Below are 19,246 nucleotides of genomic sequence, written 5' to 3' on the forward strand. Positions count from 1 at the left end.
TTGCCCCGCCCCTTAGCCTAGCCGCGATCTTTTTCGGAGGACCGGTTCCCAGCCCCGGGGATCATGCCTAAGTTCGTTTCATTATGCGCGCAAAGCCGGCCCCGATAAATACGCCTGAAGGCCCAGACGCCGCCCCGCGCGGCTTCTCCATCGACGCCCATCGTCTTGCGGCGCCGAAAGCGGCCGCCGGCCTTTACCTGGTCGCGACCCCGATCGGCAATCTCGGCGACATCACGCTGCGCGCGCTTCAGACGCTCGCGGGGGTCGACGTCATCGCCTGCGAGGACACCCGCATCACGCGGCGCCTGACCGAGCGCTACGACATTTCGGCGCAGCTCAAGCCCTATCACGAGCACAATGCCGAGGCGGCGCGCCCGAAGATCCTGGAGCGGCTTTCGCAGGGCGGCTCGATCGCGCTGGTGTCGGACGCCGGCACGCCGCTGATCTCCGATCCCGGCTTCAAGCTGGTGCGCGAGGTGTGCGCCGCCGGCCATGCCGTCTACGCGCTGCCCGGCCCCTCCTCGGTGCTGGCGGCGCTGTCGGTCGCCGCGCTGCCGACCGACCGCTTCTTCTTCGAGGGCTTTCTGCCGGCAAAATCCGCCGCGCGCCGCTCGCGCCTTGCCGAGCTTGCCCGCATCGATGCGACGCTGGTGATGTTCGAGTCCGGCAACCGCGTGCAGGACACGCTCGCCGATCTCGCCGAGATCATGGGGACGCGCGAGGCCGCGATCTGCCGCGAGCTGACGAAGCTGCACGAGGAGATTTCGCGCGCGACGTTGACCGAGCTGGCACGCGAGGCAGATGCGCTGGAGACGCGCGGCGAGTTCGTGCTGGTGATCGCACCGCCTGCGGCGGACGCCGAGATGCTGACATCGCATGCGCTCGACGACCTGCTGCGCGCGCAGCTGGCGACGCACAGCGTCAAGGACGCCGTGGCCCATGCCGTCGAGCTGTCCGGCCGGCCGCGGCGCGAGGTCTATGCCCGCGCACTCGAGCTCGCAAAAGATTTGCGGGGCGGCGATGGCGAAGCCTGAGGGCGGAGCGGAACCGAAAGTCGCCTCGCCCGAGCGCGTCGCCGCGTTCCGCACCGGCATCTCTGCGGAGAGCCGCGCCGCCGCCTATCTCATGGCCAAAGGCTATCGCATTCTCGCCAAGCGCTATCGCACCCCGCATGGCGAAATCGACATCGTGGCGCGCCGGCGCAATTTGATCGCCTTCGTCGAGGTCAAGGCACGCGCCAGCCTCGATGATGCGGCCTATGCGGTGACGCCGCGCCAGCAGCAGCGCATCATCGATGCCGCGCAAGGCTGGCTCGCAGCGCATCCCGAGCATGCCGAATTCGAATTGCGATTCGACGCCATGCTGATTGCGCCGCGATCACTTCCACGCCATGTGTTGGCAGCATTCGACGCCTCGACCTGAAAGGCAGACCATGAAACTGAACGTCGCCGTCCAGATGGACCCCATCGCCCGCATCAATATCAAGGGCGATTCCACCTTCGCGCTGCTTCTGGAGGCGCAGAAGCGCGGCCACGGCCTGTCCTATTACACGCCCGACAAGCTCTCGATGATCGGCGAAGAGCTGGTCGCGCCGGTGCAGCTGCTGACCGTGCGCGACGAGCCCGGCGACCATTTCACCCTCGGGGAGCCCAAGCGCGAGGCACTCAACGGCTTCGACGTGGTGCTGCTGCGCCAGGACCCGCCGTTCGACCTCGCCTACATCACCTCGACGCATTTCCTGGAGCGGATTCATCCGAAGACGCTGGTCGTCAACGATCCGGCCTCGGTGCGCAACGCGCCGGAAAAGCTGTTCGTGATGAACTTTCCGCAGCTGATGCCGCCGACCCTGATCTCGCGCGACCTCGACGAGATCAACGCGTTCCGAGACAAGCACGGCGCCGTCGTGATGAAGCCGCTGCACGGCCATGGCGGCGCGGCGGTGTTCCGCGTGATGCCGCAGGACATGAATTTCGGCTCGCTGTTCGACATGTTCACGGTCACGTTCAAGGAGCCCTGGGTGATCCAGCAGTTCATCCCCGAGGTGAAGCACGGCGACAAGCGCATCATCCTGGTCAACGGCGAGTTCGCCGGCGCGGTGAACCGCGTGCCCGCTGCCGACGACCTCCGCTCCAACATGGTGCGCGGCGGCGCGGCGCAGGAGACCGAGCTCACCCCGCGCGAGCGCGAGATCTGCGCCACCGTCGGCCCGGCGCTGCGCGAACGCGGCCTGCTGTTCGTCGGCATCGACGTCATCAACGGCAACCTCACCGAGATCAACGTGACATCGCCAACGGGCATCCGCGCCATCGCGCGGCTCGGCGGCCCGGACGTGGCGGCGAAGGTCTGGGACACGATCGAGCAGAAGCGGGCGAAGTAGGGCTCGCACGCTGTCTCCCCCAACGTCGTCCTGGCGTTCGCCTGGACGACACCGATGATGTGGCGCATTGCTTCCGTCTTGTTGGCATGACGGCGCGACGCCAGCTCCCACGTCACTAACCACCCATTCACCATGGCGCCGCGCGCATCGTTCGAACGAACGTCCGCCCTGCGTGAATCTACGGAGGCCGCTGGCCGACCGAATAACGCCACGTTCACCATCTGCCCAGAACTCGGGCCGTAGCCGGCCGTCGCATTCGTAACCGCAACACCCCTTATACTTTTACTCCCTACTCATCGACACGGGGAACCCGCCACGTGCGGTTCGAGTGCCCCGCGTAAGAGTAGAGGCGTATGAATACCGCACGCATTGTCGTTCTCGTCATCGCACTGGGCGCCGGCGGCGTCGCTGCGTATCTGGCGAGCGGCTACGACAACAAGCCCGCGCCCGCGCTTCCCGTCGCCGAGAAGCTGCCGACGGTTGAGGTTCTCGTCGCGAAAAACGATATCCAGCTTGGCCAGGCCGTGAAGCCAGAGGACCTGCAATGGCAGTCCTGGCCGGCGGCAACCGCCAGCGGCGCCTTCATCCGCCGCGACAGCAGGCCCGAGGCGCAGACCCAGATCGCCGGCTCGATCGCGCGCGTGCCGTTGATGCAGGGCGAGCCGATCCGCGAGCAGAAGCTGGTGCGGGCCGAGGGCTCCGGCTTCATGGCCGCGATTCTGCCGTCGGGCATGCGCGCCGTTTCCACCGACGTTACAGCCGAGACCAGCGCCGGCGGCTTCATCCTGCCGAACGACCGCGTCGACATCGTCCTGACCCGCCGCCTGAAGAATCCCGACGTCAACGGCCCGACCGCCGGCAACGACCTCATCCTGTCCGAGGTCATCCTGACCAACATCCGCGTGCTCGCGATCGACCAGGCACCGAAGGAAAAGGACGGCCAGAACGCCGTGGTCGGCAAGACCGTCACGCTCGAGCTCAAGCCGGACCAGGTCGCAACGCTCACCGCGGCGCGCCAGGGCGGCACGCTCCAGCTTGCGCTGCGGAGCATCGTCGATGCCAACGCAACCGAACTCACGGCCGAGGACCTGGCGATCAAGCGTTCCGGCGGAGTCAACGTGATCCGCTACGGCGTCCAGGTGCGACAACTGACGTCACAGAAGTGATGGGGATAGCATGAACTACGGGGATGATCGGGCGGGCTTGCGCATTCGGGGGAATCGCGCACGCACGTTCTGGGCGGGGGCGATGTTGACGCTGGGGCTGCTCGCAGCGCCTGGCCTCGTCAGCGCCGCCGAAGCGCCGGTCGGCGACCAGGCGCCGCTGCAGGCGCCGGATCTTGGCGTGGCATCGGTCGGGACGATCGCGCCGGCGAAGACGCGCTTCCTGTCGCTCGGCGTCGGCAAGTCGGTCGTCATCGACCTGCCCCGCGAGGTCAAGGATGTGCTGGTGGCTGATCCCAAGATCGCCAACGCGGTGATCCGCTCGGCCCAGCGCGCCTATATCATCGGCGGCCAGGTCGGTCAGACCAACGTCGTGTTCTTCACCGCCGACGGCCAGCAGGTCGCCGCCTACGACATCGCGGTGAAGCGCGACCTCAACGGCATGCGTGCCGCGCTGCGCCAGTCGTTGCCGGGCGTGCAAATTGAAGGCATCGGCGACAGCGTGATGCTGACCGGCTCGGTGTCGAGCCCGGTCGAGGCGCAGCAGGCCGGTGAAGTCGCCGCAAAGCTGGTCGGCGGCTCCGAGAAGGTGGTCAACAACATCGTGGTGCGCGGCCGCGACCAGGTGATGCTCAAGGTCGTCGTCGGCGAAGTGCGCCGCGACATCGTCAAGCAATTGGGCGTCGATCTCAGCGCCAGCCTGAACGCCGGCACCGCGGTCGTGAACTTCAACAATTCCAACCCGTTCTCGGTCTCCGGCGGCCCGCTCGTCAGCAGCAACGGGCTCGGTGTTACCGGACTCGCAAAAGGCGTGGCCACCGTCAACGCCACGATGCGGGCGATGGAAACCGCCGGCGTGATGCGGACGCTGGCCGAGCCGAGCCTGACGGCGATCTCGGGCGAATCCGCGACCTTCATCGCGGGCGGCGAATTCCCGATCCCGGGAGGATATGCCTGCGATCCGGTCACCCACGTCTGTACCACCCAGATCACCTACAAGAAGTTCGGCATCTCCCTGAACTTCACGCCGGTCGTGCTCAGCGAAGGACGTATCAGCCTGCGCGTGATGACCGAGGTCTCGGAGCTGTCGAACCAGAACGCCATCTCCGTGACACAGGCGGTGTCCGCGAGCCAGACCAGCTCGGTCACCATCCCGTCGATCCAGACCCGCCGCGCCGAGACCACGCTCGAGATTCCCTCGGGCGGCTCGATGGCGATGGCCGGCCTGATCCAGCAGCAGACCAAGCAGGCGATCAACGGCCTGCCCGGCGTCGACCAGGTGCCGATCATCGGCGCGCTGTTCCGCAGCCAGGACTTCGTCAACAACGAGACCGAGCTGATGGTGATCGTGACCCCCTATGTGGTGCGCGCGGTCGCCCAGAAGGAATTGTCGCGGCCCGACGACGGCTTCGCGCCGGCCTCGGATGCACAGACGGCGCTGCTCGGCCGCATGAACCGGCTCTATGGCATCGCGCGCCGCGTCGATCCGATCGACGGCGTCCGCGGCGATTTCGGCTTCATCATCGACTGAGACCGGCGGACGGCTTGGGGAACGGGGCAAGGATCGGGCAAGAGGGGATCAAGCGATGACGAAGACCATGGCCGATCGACGTCGCGGCTTAAGCGTCGCGCTGGTGCTGACGGGACTCTCCGTCATGCTGGGTGCGTGCAACACCACGGGCGAGATCGTCACCCAGACGGTGCCGACCGATTATCGCCAGCGCCATCCGATCGCGGTGCAGGAAGCCAAGAAGTCGATCGTGATTTTCGTCGGCAAGGCGAGAGGCGGCCTCTCGGCCGCACAGCAGTCCGACGTCGCGGGCACCGCCCGGGACTGGGTGCGCGAAGGCACCGGGTCCGTCGTCGTCGACGTGCCGATCGGCAGCGCGAATTCGCGTGCCGCCGCGACGACCTATCATGAGATCCGTTCCGTGCTCGCATCCGGCGGCGTGCCGTCGCGCGCCATCGTCCAGCATCCCTATCGGCCCGAGGATCCCGGACTGCTGCCGACCATCCGCCTGAGCTATTCGCGCATCGCCGCGGTCGCCGGCCCCTGCGGGCTGTGGCCCGAAGACGTCGGTCCGTCCATCCTCGACCCCGGCTACAACGAGAACCAGCCGTACTTCAATCTGGGCTGCGCCAGCCAGCGCAACCTCGCGGCGATGATCGACAACCCCGCCGACCTCGAGCAGCCGCGTGCCGAAACGCCGGTCTATACCGCACGTCGCGACATCGCCTTCGATCGCTATCGCAAGGGCGCGGCGATCGCGACTCCCAGCCCCGAGGCCGACAAGGCCAAGCTCAGCGACACAGGCAAATGACGAGCGTCAACGACGAAGAAACGGACCATCCGCGGCACCCCGAGGAGCACATTGCGCCGGTTCCTCGCATCTCGGTGCAGGCCTTTTGCGAGACCGACCAGACGCTCGCCGCGGTAACCGCGGCGGGAGAGGATCGCCGGCTGGCCAAGGCGCACCTGACCGCCAAGGAAGGCGGCCTCGCCGCGGCGATCGAAGTCTATGAGACGATGCCGACGCCGAACGTGATCGTGATCGAATCCGACGGCACGCGCGACATCCTCGAGGGCCTGGACGATCTCGCCGGCGTCTGCGATCCCGGGACCCGCGTGGTCGTGATCGGCAATCCCAACGACACCGCGCCCTATCGCGAGCTGGTGCGCCGCGGCGTCAACGACTATGTGGTGGGACCGGTCGAAACGATCGACGTGGTCCGTTCGATCTGCAGCCTGTTCTCGGCGTCCGAAGCCATCATCACCGGCCGCGTCATCGCGGTGGTCGGCGCCAAGGGCGGCGTCGGCGCGTCCACCGTCGCGCACAATGTGGCCTGGACAATCGCCCGCGACCTCGCGCTCGATTCCGTCGTGATCGACCTCGACCTCGCCTTCGGCACCGCGAGCCTCGACTACAACCAGGACCCGGTGCAGGGCATCGCCAACGCAGTGCTGTCGCAGGACCGGCCCGACACGGCGCTGATGGAGCGCCTGCTCGCCAAATGCACCGAGCGCCTCAGCCTTTTGGCCGCGCCCGCCACCCTTGACCGGGTTTACGATTTCGGCGCGGAAGCCTTCGACGCGGTGTTCGACACGCTGCGCATGACCACGCCCTGCATCGTGCTCGACGTTCCCCATCAATGGTCGGGCTGGACGCGGCGCGCGCTGATCAACGCCGACGACATCGTGATCGTGGCCGAGCCCGATCTCGCGAATTTGCGCAACACCAAGAACATGCTGACCGTACTGAAGACGGCGCGGCCGAACGACCGGCCGCCGCTGTACTGCATCAACCAGGTCGGCATGCACAAGCGCGCGGAGATCGACGTCAAGTCCTTCGCCAAGACCATGGAGAGCCAGCCGATCGCGGTGATCCCGTTCGATTCGAAGCTGTTCTCGACCGCCGCCAACAACGGCCAGATGATCGCGGAGGTCTCCAAGAGCCACCGCACCACCGCGCTGTTCCAGAACATGGCGAACCGCCTTGCCGGGCGCGGCGAGGTGAAGAAGCCGAAGCGCTCGCTGCTCGGACCGCTGTTGAAGAAGCTGAAGGGCCGCTCGGGCCGCGCATCCGCGCCGCATCGCAAGGCGTCGTAGGCGCCAGCGTCGAGACAACACGTCAAACAGAAACCAACGAGTTGGCGGACTACTTCTCGGCCCGCTGCTGCTGCTTCTTCGCCAGCAGCTGCCGCAACGCCGTGATCTTCGCCGCCGCCTGGTCCGGCGGCAAATCTGCCTTCACGAGGATTTCAGCCTCGGCCTCGCGGCCCTGCAATCCCAGCACGAGCGCGAGATTGGCACGGATCCGCGCATCGTTCTGATTGCGCTGATGGGCGCGGCCGAGCACCTGTTCGGCCTTGGGCAGATTGTTTTGCAGCACATAGGACAGGCCGAGATTGGACAGAACCTGCGGCTCGTCCGGCACGATCTTCAGCGCGGTCGCGTAATATTGCTGCGCCTCTTCGTTGCGACCGAGCTGGTCGAGCGCCGCGCCCTGCGCCGACAGGATGCGCCAGTCCGGATCCTCCGGCGTATGCGCGCGGCTCAGAACGTCGAAAGCCTGCTGGAAATTGCCGTTGTCGGCGAGCGCGCGGCCGTAGCCGGCGAGCAGCGCCTTGTTGCGGGGATGGCCGAGCACGGCCTGCTCGAGCACCGCGACCGCCTGGGCGCTCTGCCCGCTCTCGCGCAGCGCCTTGCCGTAGTCGAGCGCGACGTTGGGATCGCTGGGCTTGGCGCGATAACGCTCGCGCAGTGCGTCCATGTCCGGCTTGCCGTCTGCCTTGCTCGCGGCTTCCGACTTGCCGCCGAGCGCGCCGGTGATGTCCTCGATGCCAGTGGTCTGACAGCCGCCGAGGGCAAGGAGCACAAGCGCGGACAGCAGATATCTCGCCGGGCGAGAGGCAAGGGACAAACGCTTGGACATACTCTGATCACTCGGCGACTGATCAGGGATGCTTACCGATTAACGCTAAATTCCCGTTAAGGACGTGAGCCCCGCAGTCTAATCGGTGAACTCGGCGCCGAACTCGCACCCGATGCGCCAGCGCAGGCGGCACTGGCGGGAATAGTCCGGCGCGAAGATGATGGTGAATTGCGGCGGCACTTCCAGGAATTCCGCCACGACTTTCACGCCCCCGTCCGAGATATCGGTGATCGTGCAATCTCGCGGCAGCGAGCCCGCGCCAAAGTGAATCTTGGCGAGCCGGCTGCACACCCGACGTTCGCTTCTCCGGCGATTTGCAAGCATTTTGATTGTTCACTTGTTAGATCACGGCCCATCCCGCAGCCCTAGGAGTAGCGGACATTCGTTGGGATGTGCTGAGGACAGAAGCTTGCATTCGAGGCGTAGTGTCCGCGTCCTGTTTACGATTGGTTAGGGCTTGCACGGCGCCGGATATGTTCCCGTATTGTTCTTGCGGAGGGTGGCCGGCTCTGCTACCCTCGATTGTGCGAGAGGGCAGGCTGGTTCGGCATGGTTCAACGGGTTTCTACCGTCGCCTTTGAAGGGATCGAGGCCCGCGCGGTCGACGTGCAGGTGCAGGTCGCGCCGGGCCTGCCGGCCTTTGCCATCGTCGGCCTGCCGGACAAGGCGGTGTCCGAGGCGCGCGAGCGGGTCCGCTCGGCGCTGATCGCCTCGGGCCTGGCGCTGCCGGCGCGGCGGATCATCGTCAATCTGGCCCCCGCCGATCTGCCCAAGGAAGGCAGCCATTACGACCTGCCGATCGCACTCGGGCTGATGGCGGCAATCGGCGCGATTCCGCCGGATGCGCTGACCGGCTTCACCGTGCTCGGCGAGCTCGGCCTCGACGGCTCGATCGCGCCTGTGGCCGGCGTTCTTCCCGCCGCGATCGGCGCCAATGTGCGCGAGGAAGGCTTGATCTGTCCGGCCGCCTGCGGCTCCGAAGCGGCCTGGGCGAGCCCGGACATCCAGATCATCGCCGCACAATCGCTGATCCAGATCGCCAACCACTTCAAGGGCACGCAGGTGCTGTCGCGGCCTTCGCCGAAAGTGCACGAAGCCGCCGCCTCAAAGCTCGACCTGCGCGACATCAAGGGCCAGGAAAGCGCCAAGCGGGCGCTGGAGATCGCGGCCGCCGGCGGACATCACCTGTTGATGATCGGCGCACCCGGCGCCGGCAAGTCGATGCTGGCGGCGCGCCTGCCCTCGATCCTGCCGCCGCTGTCGCCGGGCGAGCTGCTGGAGGTCTCGATGATCGCCTCCGTCGCCGGCGAGATCGAGGGCGGCGCGCTGACCGCGCGGCGCCCGTTCCGCTCGCCGCATCATTCCGCCAGCATGGCCGCGCTCACCGGCGGCGGGATGCGCGCAAAACCCGGCGAGATCTCGCTGGCGCATCAGGGCGTGCTGTTCCTCGACGAGCTGCCGGAGTTCGATCCGCGCGTGCTGGATTCGCTGCGCCAGCCGCTGGAGAACGGCGAGGTCTCGGTGTCCCGCGCCAATCATCGCGTCACCTACCCTGCCCGCTTCATGCTGGTCGCGGCGATGAATCCCTGCCGCTGCGGCAACGCGTTCGAGCCCGGCTATGCCTGCAAGCGCGGCCGCATCGATCGCTGCACCGGCGACTACCAGGCGCGCATCTCGGGGCCTTTGATGGACCGCATCGACTTGCGCATCGAGGTTCCGGCGGTGACCGCAGCCGACCTGATCCTGCCGCCGCCGGCGGAGGGATCGGCCGAGGTCGCCGCACGCGTGGCGGCGGCGCGCGACATCCAGCTTGCGCGCTACGCGGATATCGGCCTGCCGAACGTCCGCACCAATGCCGAGGCGCCCGCCTCGGTGCTGGAAGACATCGCAAAGCCGGACGCGCAAGGCGCCAAGCTGCTGCGCGACGCCGCCGAGACCATGCGGCTGTCGGCGCGCGGCTATCACCGCGTGCTGCGCGTGGCGCGCACGCTCGCCGACCTCGATGGCGCGGACAAGATCGGCCGGCTGCATCTCGCCGAAGCGCTGTCCTACCGCGCACTCGCAGAGGATGTGCGCCAGATGGCGTGATCATTCCGCGCATCAACCCGGCGGTAACGAGTTTCCTTTACGCTCTGCAAACTATAAGGCCCACAAGTTCCCGGACGGGCCCGGCGAGTAGAGTGTCATGTTGCGTTTCAAGATCCTGGCCTCGGTTGTTCCCCTGTTGGCGGCTGCGGTGTTTGCCCGCAGCGAGATCGGATCGGTCTCACATCCCTGCATCGCGCTGGGCGACACCTCCGTCGAGCTGACATCGCTGTTCTGGACGGCCGGCATCCATGTCGCCTTCACCGACGATCCGACACGGGCCACGGTGCGGGTCCAGATCACCGACGATGCGGACGGTGCGGACTTCGCGGTCGTGGACGACGGCCTCGGCGCCGAGCCGGACTCCTGCCAGGCCAATCCGCAGACCCGGCTCATCACGATTGCCGCGCAGCCGGTCGACGGCGGACCGGTGATCTACCTCTCCACCGACGGACCGGCCGACTATCGCATCTATGTGCGCTCGAAGACGTTCTCGCAGCGCGAGGCGGCGGCGCTGATCGTCGGCGCCCACGACGGTCACCGCCCGTTCCAGGCCGCCTCGCTCTGAAGCGCGATGATTATCCCGCTTCAGAGTTGATGTCGGAGCATGATCTTTCCGGAAAACCGCTGCACACTTTTCCGGATCATGCTCTGAGGCGTTAACACCTCGTCAACCTTGTTTGGAGGCGACCCGAAAGCCTCAAGCTGTTCGCAAGGTCGGCGGGACATCGTCGCAGCGGCGAGCGCGGGGTTTTAAGAGTCGGGGTCGGTGGCGATGGGTCGGACGTTCCGGATCAAGGTGCGCATGCGCCGCTTCAGGCGGCAGCACCCCCGCATTGCCTTCGCGATCCGCTCCTTCATGATCTTCTCGGCGACGTTCGGCGGCGCCTATGGCTTTGTCTCCGGCAGCCGCTCCGAGAATTCCGGTTACGATCCCCACACCTTCGCGATCGGCGCGAGCTTCCTGTTCGCACTCGCCTGCCTTGGCCTCGCGACGCTCAGCATGCGGCTGCGCTTCGTCAACAAGCGGCTGCGCAAGCTCGCCGCCCACAACGAGGCCCTGATCGATCGCAATTGGGAGCTGAAGGAAGCCGAGGAACGCGCCCGCAGCCTGTTCGAACAGCAGGGCGATCTGATCGTGCTGCGCGATCACCAGAACCGCATCACCTTTGCCAACGACGCCTATTGCGCGCTCGCGGGACAGGCGCGCGGCGCCCTGGTCGGCACGCGCTTTGATTTCGACGTGCTGGAGCAGGGCGACAGTGCCCGCGAAAGCAGTGGCACACGCGTTCACGACCAGAAGATCGCAACTCCGCTCGGCGCGCGCTGGATCGCCTGGCGCGAGGGCTATGTCCGCCTCGACGCAGGCCAACCGGCCGAGTTGCAGAGTGTGGGGCGCGACGTCACCGACCGCACCGAGACCGAGCGCGCATTGTCCGACGCCCGCGACCAGGCCGATGCCGCCAACCGCGCCAAATCGCGTTTCCTCGCGATGGCCTCGCACGAGATCCGCACGCCGCTCAACGGCATCATCGGCATGGGCGGCCTCTTGCTCGACACCACGCTGACGCCGGAGCAGGCGACCTACGCGAAGGCCGTGAAGACCTCCGGCGAAGCGCTGATGGCGCTGATCGAGGAGCTGCTCGACTATTCCAAGATCGAAGCCGGCAAGCTCGATCTCGAGCAGCGCCCCTTCGCGCTCTCGACCCTGATCGAGGAGATCACCGAGCTGCTCGCGCCCCGCGCGCAGGCGAAGACGCTCGAGATCGCCGCCTATGTCGACGAGCGCCTGCCGCTCGAGGTGGTCGGCGACGCCGCGCGGCTGCGCCAGGTGCTGCTCAACCTCGCCGGCAACGCCATCAAGTTCACCGCAAGCGGCGGTGTCGCGCTGATCGTCGAGCCCGGCATCAGGCCGAACGAGATCAGCTTCCTCGTCCGCGACACCGGCATCGGCATCGCAGCCGAAGCGCAGCAACGCATTTTCCGCGAGTTCGAGCAGGCCGACGAGCGCGTCGCCCGCACCTATGGCGGCACCGGGCTCGGCCTTGCCATCAGCGAACGCATCGTCAAGCGCATGGGCGGCCGGATCACACTTGCGAGCGAACCGGGCAAGGGCTCGACCTTCGAGGTCGCGGTGCCGCTCGCGCCGTCAGAGGCCCGCGCGGGGCAGACCGCATTCCCGAGCCCCGACCTCACCGGCAAGTCGATCCTCCTGATTGCCGAGGGCATCGAGGCCTCGCTGATCGCGCGGCGCCTGGAGCGCTGGGGCAGCCAGACCTGTCTGGTGACCGACGCCACGGTCGCGGAAGCGCTGCTGCCGGAACGCTCATGGCACGCGGTGCTGGTCGATCGCGCGATCGGCCCTGCAATTGCCGACCGGCTGGGCGGAGTGGCCCGCGCTCATGCGCCGCAACGGCTGGTGCTGCTGACGTCGAGCTCGCGCCATGAAAAGCAGTCGGCGGCGTTCACCGGTTTTCTGGTGAAGCCGCTGCGCGCGGCCTCGCTCGCCGCACGCCTCGCCCTGACCCCGGAGGTCGCCTCGCCCGAGCTCGCGCCGGAGCCCCCGGTTGAAGCCACGAGCGCGGCGCCGGCAAGGGGGCTCTCGGTCCTCGTCGCCGAGGACAACGAGATCAACGCGCTGCTGATGCGCTCGCTGCTGACCAAGCTCGGCCACCGCGTCGTCATCGCCGTCCATGGCGAAGCCGCGCTGGAATCCTGGCTCGCTGCCAGCTCGGCCGGCACGCCCTATGATCTCGTGCTGATGGACATCCAGATGCCGCAGCTCGACGGCATCGAAGCGACCAAGCGCATCCGCGCGCATGAGGCAGCCACCGGCGGCCACCACACGCCGATCCTCGCGCTCACCGCCAATACGCTGGTGGAGGACCGCTACGCCTGCTTCGAGGCCGGCATGAACGGATTCCTGATCAAGCCGCTCGACCGCGACAAGCTGGACGAAGCGCTGGCGGGACTGGCGGCGTCGCGGCAGCTGGCGGGCTGATCCGGGATTTCCGGGAACCTCACCTCGGCTGGCAATCGCCAATTGAAGTCAGCTGCACGGCGCGTCACCATCCTCCGGGGCATTTGCAAAGAGGATGTCGCACATGAACGTGCTTTGCCGCCTCGCAGTCATTGTCCTTCTCGCCGGATTCTCCCGATACGCCGCAGCCGACACGCCGGATCTCCTCTCGTCGCTCAAGCAAGGCGGTTACGTGCTGATCTTTCGGCACACTGCGACCGACGATAGCCAAAAGGACGTCTACCCATTCAGGTTCGACGACATGAGCGCCCAGCGTCAGCTCAGTGAAAAGGGCAGGGACATGGCGCGCCAGATCGGGGCGGCGGTCAAGGAGCTCGCGATCCCGATCGGCGATGTCTACACCAGCCGGCTGAACCGCGCGATCGAGACCGGCAAGCTGATCTCCGGCCGCGAGGTCAGGCCGGTCGACGCGTTGACAGACAGCAGCAACGCCAGCGCATCGGGAATGGCAAACCCGGCCGGCGCAAATGCCAAGGCCGGCCAGTCCGTGCGACAGCTCGTCGATGCACCGCCGAAGGCCGGCACCAACACGTTCCTGGTCACCCACAAGACAAATATCGCCGATGCCTTTGGCAAGGATGCCGGCGACGTGCAGGAGGGCGAAGCTTTCGTCTACAAGGCCAGCGGCTCCGGCCCGGCCGCCTTTGCGGGGCGCATCAAGCCTGCGGACTGGAGCGCGAAGGCCGGCAGGTGACAGACCGCATCGAACCCGGCCGCCTGCGCGACGGGACGGGCGTGACTTGCCGCCCCGCCGCAGTCCTGTGATACCAACGTCCCGTGAGGAGCGACTGAAAGGCCGGCGACACGTGAGAACATCGGAAGACCGCTCATTCCTCGTCTTGCTTGCGGCAATCTCCGTCGCGTTCGGCTGGCTGCTATGGCCGTTCTCCGGCGCATTGTTGTGGGCGACGCTGCTGGCGATCATCTTCGCGCCACTCTATCGACTTTGCCTGGAAACGTTCCCGGAATGGCGCAACCTTGCCGCACTTTCCACCGTCCTCGTCGTGGTCGTCATGGTCCTGATCCCTGTGGCCGTCGTGATCGCCTCGCTCGTCGAGCAGGGAGGGGAGCTGTATCAGCGTGTTCAGACCGGGGAGATCAGTTTCGCTCATCCCCTGCAGCAACTGAAATCCGCGCTGCCTGACTGGGCCGCGTCCGTCTCGGACCGTCTGGCCGGGATTGATCTTTCGGCCCTGAAAGAACGCCTCTCGAGCCTGGTTGTCCCCGCCGGCCAGCAGCTGGCCGGCCACGCGATCAACATCGGTCAGTTGACGGTGGAGTTCGTCGCAAGCTTGCTCGTGATGCTATACCTGCTGTTCTTTTTCCTGCGCGACGGTGACGAGCTGAACCTGCGCATCCGCGACGCGCTGCCGCTGCGTAGGAGCCACACCGCCGCGATTCTGGATGCGTTCACCCTTTCGGTTCGCGGGACGATCAAGGGGATCATACTGGTTGCGCTGATCCAGGGAGCGCTTGGCGGGCTGATCTTCTGGCTGCTCGGCCTGACTGCGCCGCTGCTGGCCGGCGCCCTCATGGCGCTACTTTCACTTCTGCCTGTGCTCGGCTCCGCCCTGGTCTGGGTTCCGGTCGGCCTCTACCTGCTCGTGGCAGGCGCAGTCACAAAGGGAATGATCCTGCTCGTTTTCGGCACCTTCGTGATCGGTCTTGCCGACAACTTTCTCCGCCCTGTCCTGGTCGGCCAGTCAATCCGAATGCCAAGCTATGTTGTGCTGCTCGCCACCCTGGGCGGCCTTGCGACTTTCGGCGCGAACGGCTTTGTCATTGGTCCGCTCGTCGCCGCAATGTTTCTGACGGCGTGGCACATCTTTGTCGGCTCGAAAGAGCAACAAGAGGTCCGGAATTGACCCGTTACCCGGCGTGACGGTCAACCATGGAGCCCTCGCGCCTTCGATGCGTCATAGCCAAATACCTTTTGTCGGCCTGCGACAAAAGACACTCTGCCCGAACAAGCGAGGGCCTTGTCAGCCGGCGCGCTTACAGCCGCCGCAGCGCCACGCTCTCGACCACGTGGTCGGGGCCCTTCTTCAGGATGAGCGTCGCGCGGGGACGGGTCGGCAGGATGTTGTCCTCGAGATTGGCGAGGTTGGTGCGTTCCCAGATCGCGATCGCGGTGGCGGTGGCTTCTTCGTCGGACAACAGCGCGTAGCGGTTGAAGTAGGATTTGGGATTGGTGAACGCGGTGTCGCGCAGCGCCAGGAAGCGCTTGATGTACCAGCGCCGCAGCGCCGCTTCGTCGGCATCGATATAGACCGAGAAATCGAAGAAGTCGGAGACCACGGGCACCGCCTTGCCGTCGCGCGGCAACTTGCCGGTTTGCAGCACGTTGACGCCCTCGACGATCAGGATGTCGGGCTGGTCGATCTCCACCCATTGGTTCGGCACGATGTCGTAGGTCAGATGCGAATAGACCGGGGCGCGGACGTGGCGGCGGCCAGCCTTGATGTCGGAGAGGAAGCCAAGCAGCAGCGGCAGGTCGTAGCTCTCCGGAAAACCCTTCTTCTGCATGATGCCCTGCCGGTCGAGCACGGCATTCGGGTACAGAAAACCGTCGGTCGTGATCAGGTCCACTTTCGGGCGCGGCGACCAGCGCGCCAGCAGCGCCTGGAGCACGCGGGCCGTGGTGGATTTTCCGACCGCGACCGAGCCGGCGACGCCGATGATGTAGGGCATCTTGCGGTCGCGGATGTTGAGGAATTGGCGCTCCGCGTAATACAGGCGCTGCATCGCGTCGACATAGATCGACAGCAGGCGCGACAGCGGCAGGTAGATGTCCTCGACCTCCTGCAAGTCGAGACGATCGTGCAGCGAGCGCAGCCGGTCGAACTCGCCCGGCTCCAGCGTCATCGGCGTGTCGTCGCGCAACCGCGCCCATTGCTCGCGGGTATAGACCCGGTACGGATTATACTGCTGCTCGGGTGCGCGGATATCCATGACGCCGCCTTTCCGTTGCGACTTGCTCACTCTTTACGCGAAGCTTTTTCTTCCAACCCTGACATCGAGGTTCGCTTGCCCAGCGCGGCCTCGACCTCTTCCAGCTTTATGCCGCGTGCCTTCAAAAGCACAAGGAAATGATAGAGCAGATCGGCACCTTCGGCGATCAGATGCGCGCGATCGTTTTCGACTGCTGCGATTACGGTTTCGACTGCTTCCTCGCCGAACTTCTTGGCGCAATGCTCGGCGCCCTTGTCCAGGAGTTTGCGGGTATAGGAGCCCTCGCCGCCGGCCGCGGCGCGGGCGTCGATGGTCTCGGCCAGATCGTGGATCGTGAAACGCGGCATCGGAACTACTCGGAAACACACTTGGCAGCGCACTTGGCCACGGCGGCCAAGCCCAACGGCCTATGTAGCATTTTCAGGAGCGGGAGTCGTCAGGCATCCAGGCGCATGGGCAGGCCGCGCCGGGCCATGTGCTCCTTGGCCTCGCGGACGGTGAATTCCCCGAAATGGAAGATCGAGGCCGCCAGCACCGCCGTGGCGTGTCCGTCGCGGATACCGTCGACGAGGTGGTCGAGATTGCCGACGCCGCCCGAGGCGATTACAGGAACGGGAATACTGTCGGCGATCGCCCGAGTCAGCGGGATATCGAACCCCTGCCTTGTGCCGTCGCGGTCCATCGAGGTCAGCAGGATTTCACCGGCGCCGAGCGAGACCACTTCCTGGGCATATTCGATGGCGTCGATGCCGGTCGCGTTGCGGCCGCCATGGGTGAAGATCTCCCAGCGGTCACCACCCGGGCGCTTGACCCGCTTGGCGTCGATCGCGACCACCACGCACTGCTCGCCGAACTTTTCGGCCGCTTCCTTGACGAACTCGCGCCGCGACACCGCGGCGCTGTTGATCGAGACCTTGTCCGCGCCGGCGCGCAGCAACGTCTTGATATCGTCAACCTCGCGCACGCCGCCGCCGACGGTCACAGGCATGAAGCAGGCCTCCGCCGTGCGGCGGACCACGTCGAGCATGATGCCGCGGTTCTCATGGGTCGCGGTGATGTCGAGGAAGGTGAGCTCATCGGCGCCGGCGGCGTCATAGGCGATCGCGGCTTCGACGGGGTCGCCGGCATCGCGCAGGTCGACGAAATTGACGCCCTTGACGACTCTTCCGTCCTTGACGTCGAGGCAGGGGATCACGCGCACCTTGAACATGTGTCGGCTCCTAGGCGGCGCGCGCGTTGCGGATCAGGGTGAGGGCGGCGGCGGGATCGAGCCGGCCATCGTAAAGTGCGCGTCCGGCGATCGCGCCGGCGAGCTTTTTGGCACGCGGCGTCAGCATCGCCTTGACGTCGTCGATCGAGGCAAGGCCGCCGGAGGCGATCACCGGGATGGAGATGCTGTCGGCCAGCGCGATGGTTGCGTCCAGGTTCAGGCCCTTGAGCAGGCCGTCGCGCGCAATGTCGGTGAAGATGATGGCGGCGACGCCGGCATCCTCGAACCGCTGCGCGATCTCCAAAGCAGTCACCTGCGAGGTCTCCGCCCAGCCCTCGACCGCGACCTTGCCGTCGCGGGCGTCTAACCCGACCGCGACGCGGCCGGGGAATTTCTTGGCCGCAGCCTTCACCAGATCGGGATCGCGCACCGCGGCGGTGCCGATGATGACGCGGGTGATGCCCTTTTCGAGCCAGGCTTCGACGGTCGCGAGGTCGCGAATGCCGCCGCCGAGCTGCACCGGGATCTTGATCGTCTTCAGCATCGCCTCGACAGCCTGCGCGTTCACCGGCTTGCCGGCAAAGGCACCGTCGAGATCGACGACATGGAGATACTCAAACCCCTGCTCGGCAAAGCTCTGCGCCTGCGCCGCGGGATTGAGGTTGAACACGGTCGCGCGCGCCATGTCGCCTTGCTCGAGGCGCACGCACTGGCCGTTCTTGAGGTCGATCGCGGGGAAAAGAATCACGGCTTCCATCGCAAAAAGTTCGAGATCAGAGCGAGGCCAAAACGCTGGCTCTTCTCGGGGTGGAATTGCGTGCCGATGGCGGTGTCCTTCGCGACGATCGCGGTGACAGGCCCGCCATAGTCGGCGCGCGCGAGCACGTCCGCCTCATTGGCGGCGTTGAGGTGGTAGGAGTGCACGAAATAGGCGTGCTGGCCCTTGGGGCCGAGCGGCAGCTTGTTCAGCACCGGGTGCTCGCGCAGCACGTCGAGCGTGTTCCAGCCCATGTGCGGGATCTTCAGGCTTTCGTCGCGCGGCGTGATCTTCTCGACGTCGCCGCCGATCCAGTTCAGGCCCTGCGTGATGACATGCTCCTTGCCGCGGGTGGCGAACAGCTGCATGCCGACGCAGATGCCGAACATCGGCCGCGCCTTGACCCGCACCGCTTCGGTGATCGCCTCGACCATGCCGTTGACGGCGTCGAGGCCGCGCCGGCAATCGGCGAAGGCGCCGACGCCCGGCAGCACCAGGCGATCGGCGCCGTAAGCCTGATCCGGATCGCTGGTGACGAAGACCTTTTGCGGGTCCTCCAGGCTGCGCGCGGCGCGCTCGAAGGCTTTCGCGGCGGAATGCAGATTACCGGAACCGTAATCGATGATGGCGATGCTCATCTTGACCCTCCCGGTTCTGGAAACAAACCAATGATGCCGCCGGCCGGAATTGGCGGCGGGTTCGAGAATTGCTGGCCCGGCGTATTGCGGGTCGGCGGCGGGCCGCCGCGATCGACGGCCCATTGATCGTTGACGATGCCGTGCTGCTTCTGGCTCCAGCGCTCGAAGAAGCGGCGCTCGGCGGTGTCCTCGTCGTCGGAGATGACGATATCGAGCTGCCGCCACTTGCCGCGCGACAGTGTCCAGCGCCGCAGGCTGGAAGCCTCGAACCCCATCAGCACCGCAACGATCATATTGGCGAAGAAGATCGAGCTGCGGCCGACGCCGAGGCGGTGCAGTCCGGCATCGAACGCAGCCAGGAAGACGATCCAGCCGATCAGCGCCAGCCATAGCCGATTCCACAGCAGCCAGAACGGGCCGAAGATCATCGCCCAGAAATGGAAGCCGTCGCGCACGAAGACGAACTTGTCGGTCGCGCGCAGATCGGCTCCGGCAGGGGAGGGAGCATGAACTGTGTAGACAGGCATGGTGATGCCCCGTTCTCAAGAATTCAGTGATGCCGCCGGCGTCGTTTCGTAACCGACGGAGATG

Annotated in this window: 20 protein-coding genes; 12 read left to right on the forward strand and 8 right to left on the reverse strand. The window is 66.2% G+C overall.

Features of this window, described 5'->3' with window-relative positions:
* The first annotated feature begins 83 nt into the window (after positions 1 to 83).
* The 7 genes from rsmI (at position 84) to AB5K84_RS00845 (ending at position 7,147) form a co-directional block, all read left to right on the forward strand.
* Positions 84 to 1,034: a 16S rRNA (cytidine(1402)-2'-O)-methyltransferase gene (rsmI, locus tag AB5K84_RS00815; RefSeq protein WP_011083497.1), complete on the forward strand. Its 951-nt coding sequence runs from the start codon at positions 84 to 86 to the stop codon at positions 1,032 to 1,034.
* On the forward strand, positions 1,021 to 1,422 hold the full coding sequence (locus AB5K84_RS00820; protein ID WP_011083496.1) for a YraN family protein: 402 nt from the start codon (positions 1,021 to 1,023) through the stop codon (positions 1,420 to 1,422). Before rsmI ends, AB5K84_RS00820 begins: the two co-directional genes overlap by 14 nt.
* A 10-nt stretch (positions 1,423 to 1,432) precedes the next feature.
* Entirely contained in the window at positions 1,433 to 2,377 is a 945-nt protein-coding gene (gshB, locus tag AB5K84_RS00825) for a glutathione synthase (protein ID WP_011083495.1), read from the forward strand.
* Positions 2,378 to 2,730: 353 nt separating this feature from the next.
* The gene (cpaB, locus tag AB5K84_RS00830) at positions 2,731 to 3,543 is read left to right on the forward strand and encodes a Flp pilus assembly protein CpaB (protein WP_011083494.1); all 813 of its coding nucleotides are present in this window, start codon (positions 2,731 to 2,733) and stop codon (positions 3,541 to 3,543) included.
* 10 nt (positions 3,544 to 3,553) lie between these two features.
* Positions 3,554 to 5,071 (forward strand): type II and III secretion system protein family protein, encoded by a 1,518-nt coding sequence (locus tag AB5K84_RS00835; RefSeq protein ID WP_441232366.1) that lies wholly within the window; start codon positions 3,554 to 3,556, stop codon positions 5,069 to 5,071.
* A gap of 55 nt (positions 5,072 to 5,126) precedes the next feature.
* A complete protein-coding gene (locus AB5K84_RS00840) occupies positions 5,127 to 5,861 on the forward strand; it encodes a CpaD family pilus assembly protein (protein ID WP_011083492.1) in 735 nt (244 codons plus the stop codon).
* Positions 5,858 to 7,147, forward strand: a complete 1,290-nt coding sequence (locus AB5K84_RS00845; RefSeq protein ID WP_038965131.1) for an AAA family ATPase — start codon at positions 5,858 to 5,860, stop codon at positions 7,145 to 7,147. Before AB5K84_RS00840 ends, AB5K84_RS00845 begins: the two co-directional genes overlap by 4 nt.
* Before the next feature lie 49 nt (positions 7,148 to 7,196).
* Here the strand turns inward: AB5K84_RS00845 and AB5K84_RS00850 are convergent, their stop codons facing one another.
* Together AB5K84_RS00850 and AB5K84_RS00855 are read right to left on the reverse strand one after the other, a co-directional pair.
* Positions 7,197 to 7,973, reverse strand: a complete 777-nt coding sequence (locus AB5K84_RS00850) for a tetratricopeptide repeat protein (protein ID WP_011083490.1) — start codon at positions 7,971 to 7,973, stop codon at positions 7,197 to 7,199.
* 78 nt (positions 7,974 to 8,051) lie between these two features.
* Positions 8,052 to 8,297, reverse strand: coding sequence for a PilZ domain-containing protein (locus tag AB5K84_RS00855; RefSeq protein ID WP_011083489.1), 246 nt, complete (start codon positions 8,295 to 8,297; stop codon positions 8,052 to 8,054).
* Positions 8,298 to 8,522: 225 nt separating this feature from the next.
* Between AB5K84_RS00855 and AB5K84_RS00860 the strand changes: the two genes are divergently transcribed.
* The 5 genes from AB5K84_RS00860 to AB5K84_RS00880 all read left to right on the forward strand — a co-directional run bounded on the left by AB5K84_RS00860 (position 8,523) and on the right by AB5K84_RS00880 (position 14,963).
* Entirely contained in the window at positions 8,523 to 10,061 is a 1,539-nt protein-coding gene (locus tag AB5K84_RS00860; protein ID WP_011083488.1) for a YifB family Mg chelatase-like AAA ATPase, read from the forward strand.
* Positions 10,062 to 10,158: 97 nt separating this feature from the next.
* Positions 10,159 to 10,626 carry a hypothetical protein gene (locus AB5K84_RS00865; protein ID WP_011083487.1) on the forward strand — a complete coding sequence of 156 codons (468 nt, stop codon included), beginning with the start codon at positions 10,159 to 10,161 and terminating at the stop codon, positions 10,624 to 10,626.
* Between the two features lie 207 nt (positions 10,627 to 10,833).
* Entirely contained in the window at positions 10,834 to 13,059 is a 2,226-nt protein-coding gene (locus AB5K84_RS00870; RefSeq protein ID WP_038965129.1) for an ATP-binding protein, read from the forward strand.
* A gap of 103 nt (positions 13,060 to 13,162) precedes the next feature.
* The gene (locus tag AB5K84_RS00875; RefSeq protein ID WP_038965142.1) at positions 13,163 to 13,792 is read left to right on the forward strand and encodes a histidine phosphatase family protein; all 630 of its coding nucleotides are present in this window, start codon (positions 13,163 to 13,165) and stop codon (positions 13,790 to 13,792) included.
* Positions 13,793 to 13,904: 112 nt separating this feature from the next.
* Positions 13,905 to 14,963, forward strand: a complete 1,059-nt coding sequence (locus AB5K84_RS00880) for an AI-2E family transporter (protein WP_038965128.1) — start codon at positions 13,905 to 13,907, stop codon at positions 14,961 to 14,963.
* A 130-nt stretch (positions 14,964 to 15,093) separates the two neighbouring features.
* Here AB5K84_RS00880 and coaA read toward each other — a convergent pair whose 3' ends face one another.
* The 6 genes from coaA to AB5K84_RS00910 all read right to left on the reverse strand — a co-directional run bounded on the left by coaA (position 15,094) and on the right by AB5K84_RS00910 (position 19,182).
* Positions 15,094 to 16,050 (reverse strand): type I pantothenate kinase, encoded by a 957-nt coding sequence (gene coaA, locus AB5K84_RS00885; RefSeq protein ID WP_027543772.1) that lies wholly within the window; start codon positions 16,048 to 16,050, stop codon positions 15,094 to 15,096.
* A gap of 26 nt (positions 16,051 to 16,076) precedes the next feature.
* A complete protein-coding gene (locus AB5K84_RS00890; RefSeq protein ID WP_011083482.1) occupies positions 16,077 to 16,397 on the reverse strand; it encodes a phosphoribosyl-ATP diphosphatase in 321 nt (106 codons plus the stop codon).
* 89 nt (positions 16,398 to 16,486) lie between these two features.
* On the reverse strand, positions 16,487 to 17,260 hold the full coding sequence (gene hisF / locus AB5K84_RS00895; protein WP_011083481.1) for an imidazole glycerol phosphate synthase subunit HisF: 774 nt from the start codon (positions 17,258 to 17,260) through the stop codon (positions 16,487 to 16,489).
* Between the two features lie 10 nt (positions 17,261 to 17,270).
* A complete protein-coding gene (gene hisA / locus AB5K84_RS00900) occupies positions 17,271 to 18,017 on the reverse strand; it encodes a 1-(5-phosphoribosyl)-5-[(5-phosphoribosylamino)methylideneamino]imidazole-4-carboxamide isomerase (RefSeq protein WP_038965127.1) in 747 nt (248 codons plus the stop codon).
* On the reverse strand, positions 18,005 to 18,655 hold the full coding sequence (gene hisH, locus AB5K84_RS00905; RefSeq protein WP_011083479.1) for an imidazole glycerol phosphate synthase subunit HisH: 651 nt from the start codon (positions 18,653 to 18,655) through the stop codon (positions 18,005 to 18,007). Before hisH ends, hisA begins: the two co-directional genes overlap by 13 nt.
* Entirely contained in the window at positions 18,652 to 19,182 is a 531-nt protein-coding gene (locus AB5K84_RS00910) for a DUF2628 domain-containing protein (RefSeq protein ID WP_011083478.1), read from the reverse strand. Before AB5K84_RS00910 ends, hisH begins: the two co-directional genes overlap by 4 nt.
* Positions 19,183 to 19,246: the final 64 nt, after the last annotated feature.

Source organism: Bradyrhizobium sp. 1200_D9_N1_1, assembly GCF_052075915.1.
GTDB lineage: Bacteria > Pseudomonadota > Alphaproteobacteria > Rhizobiales > Xanthobacteraceae > Bradyrhizobium > Bradyrhizobium diazoefficiens.

Bases quoted from the DNA above. Each gene is read 5' to 3' on its own strand.
- AB5K84_RS00845 (WP_038965131.1), top strand. From the start codon at position 5,858: ATGACGAGCGTCAACGACGAAGAAACGGACCATCCGCGGCACCCCGAG.
- AB5K84_RS00855 (WP_011083489.1), bottom strand. From the start codon at position 8,297: ATGCTTGCAAATCGCCGGAGAAGCGAACGTCGGGTGTGCAGCCGGCTC.
- AB5K84_RS00870 (WP_038965129.1), top strand. From the start codon at position 10,834: ATGGGTCGGACGTTCCGGATCAAGGTGCGCATGCGCCGCTTCAGGCGG.
- AB5K84_RS00835 (WP_441232366.1), top strand. From the start codon at position 3,554: ATGAACTACGGGGATGATCGGGCGGGCTTGCGCATTCGGGGGAATCGC.
- AB5K84_RS00910 (WP_011083478.1), bottom strand. From the start codon at position 19,182: ATGCCTGTCTACACAGTTCATGCTCCCTCCCCTGCCGGAGCCGATCTG.
- hisF (WP_011083481.1), bottom strand. From the start codon at position 17,260: ATGTTCAAGGTGCGCGTGATCCCCTGCCTCGACGTCAAGGACGGAAGA.
- hisA (WP_038965127.1), bottom strand. From the start codon at position 18,017: ATGGAAGCCGTGATTCTTTTCCCCGCGATCGACCTCAAGAACGGCCAG.
- rsmI (WP_011083497.1), top strand. From the start codon at position 84: ATGCGCGCAAAGCCGGCCCCGATAAATACGCCTGAAGGCCCAGACGCC.
- AB5K84_RS00840 (WP_011083492.1), top strand. From the start codon at position 5,127: ATGACGAAGACCATGGCCGATCGACGTCGCGGCTTAAGCGTCGCGCTG.
- hisH (WP_011083479.1), bottom strand. From the start codon at position 18,655: ATGAGCATCGCCATCATCGATTACGGTTCCGGTAATCTGCATTCCGCC.
- AB5K84_RS00850 (WP_011083490.1), bottom strand. From the start codon at position 7,973: ATGTCCAAGCGTTTGTCCCTTGCCTCTCGCCCGGCGAGATATCTGCTG.
- AB5K84_RS00890 (WP_011083482.1), bottom strand. From the start codon at position 16,397: ATGCCGCGTTTCACGATCCACGATCTGGCCGAGACCATCGACGCCCGC.
- gshB (WP_011083495.1), top strand. From the start codon at position 1,433: ATGAAACTGAACGTCGCCGTCCAGATGGACCCCATCGCCCGCATCAAT.
- AB5K84_RS00820 (WP_011083496.1), top strand. From the start codon at position 1,021: ATGGCGAAGCCTGAGGGCGGAGCGGAACCGAAAGTCGCCTCGCCCGAG.
- AB5K84_RS00860 (WP_011083488.1), top strand. From the start codon at position 8,523: ATGGTTCAACGGGTTTCTACCGTCGCCTTTGAAGGGATCGAGGCCCGC.
- cpaB (WP_011083494.1), top strand. From the start codon at position 2,731: ATGAATACCGCACGCATTGTCGTTCTCGTCATCGCACTGGGCGCCGGC.
- coaA (WP_027543772.1), bottom strand. From the start codon at position 16,050: ATGGATATCCGCGCACCCGAGCAGCAGTATAATCCGTACCGGGTCTAT.
- AB5K84_RS00875 (WP_038965142.1), top strand. From the start codon at position 13,163: ATGAACGTGCTTTGCCGCCTCGCAGTCATTGTCCTTCTCGCCGGATTC.
- AB5K84_RS00865 (WP_011083487.1), top strand. From the start codon at position 10,159: ATGTTGCGTTTCAAGATCCTGGCCTCGGTTGTTCCCCTGTTGGCGGCT.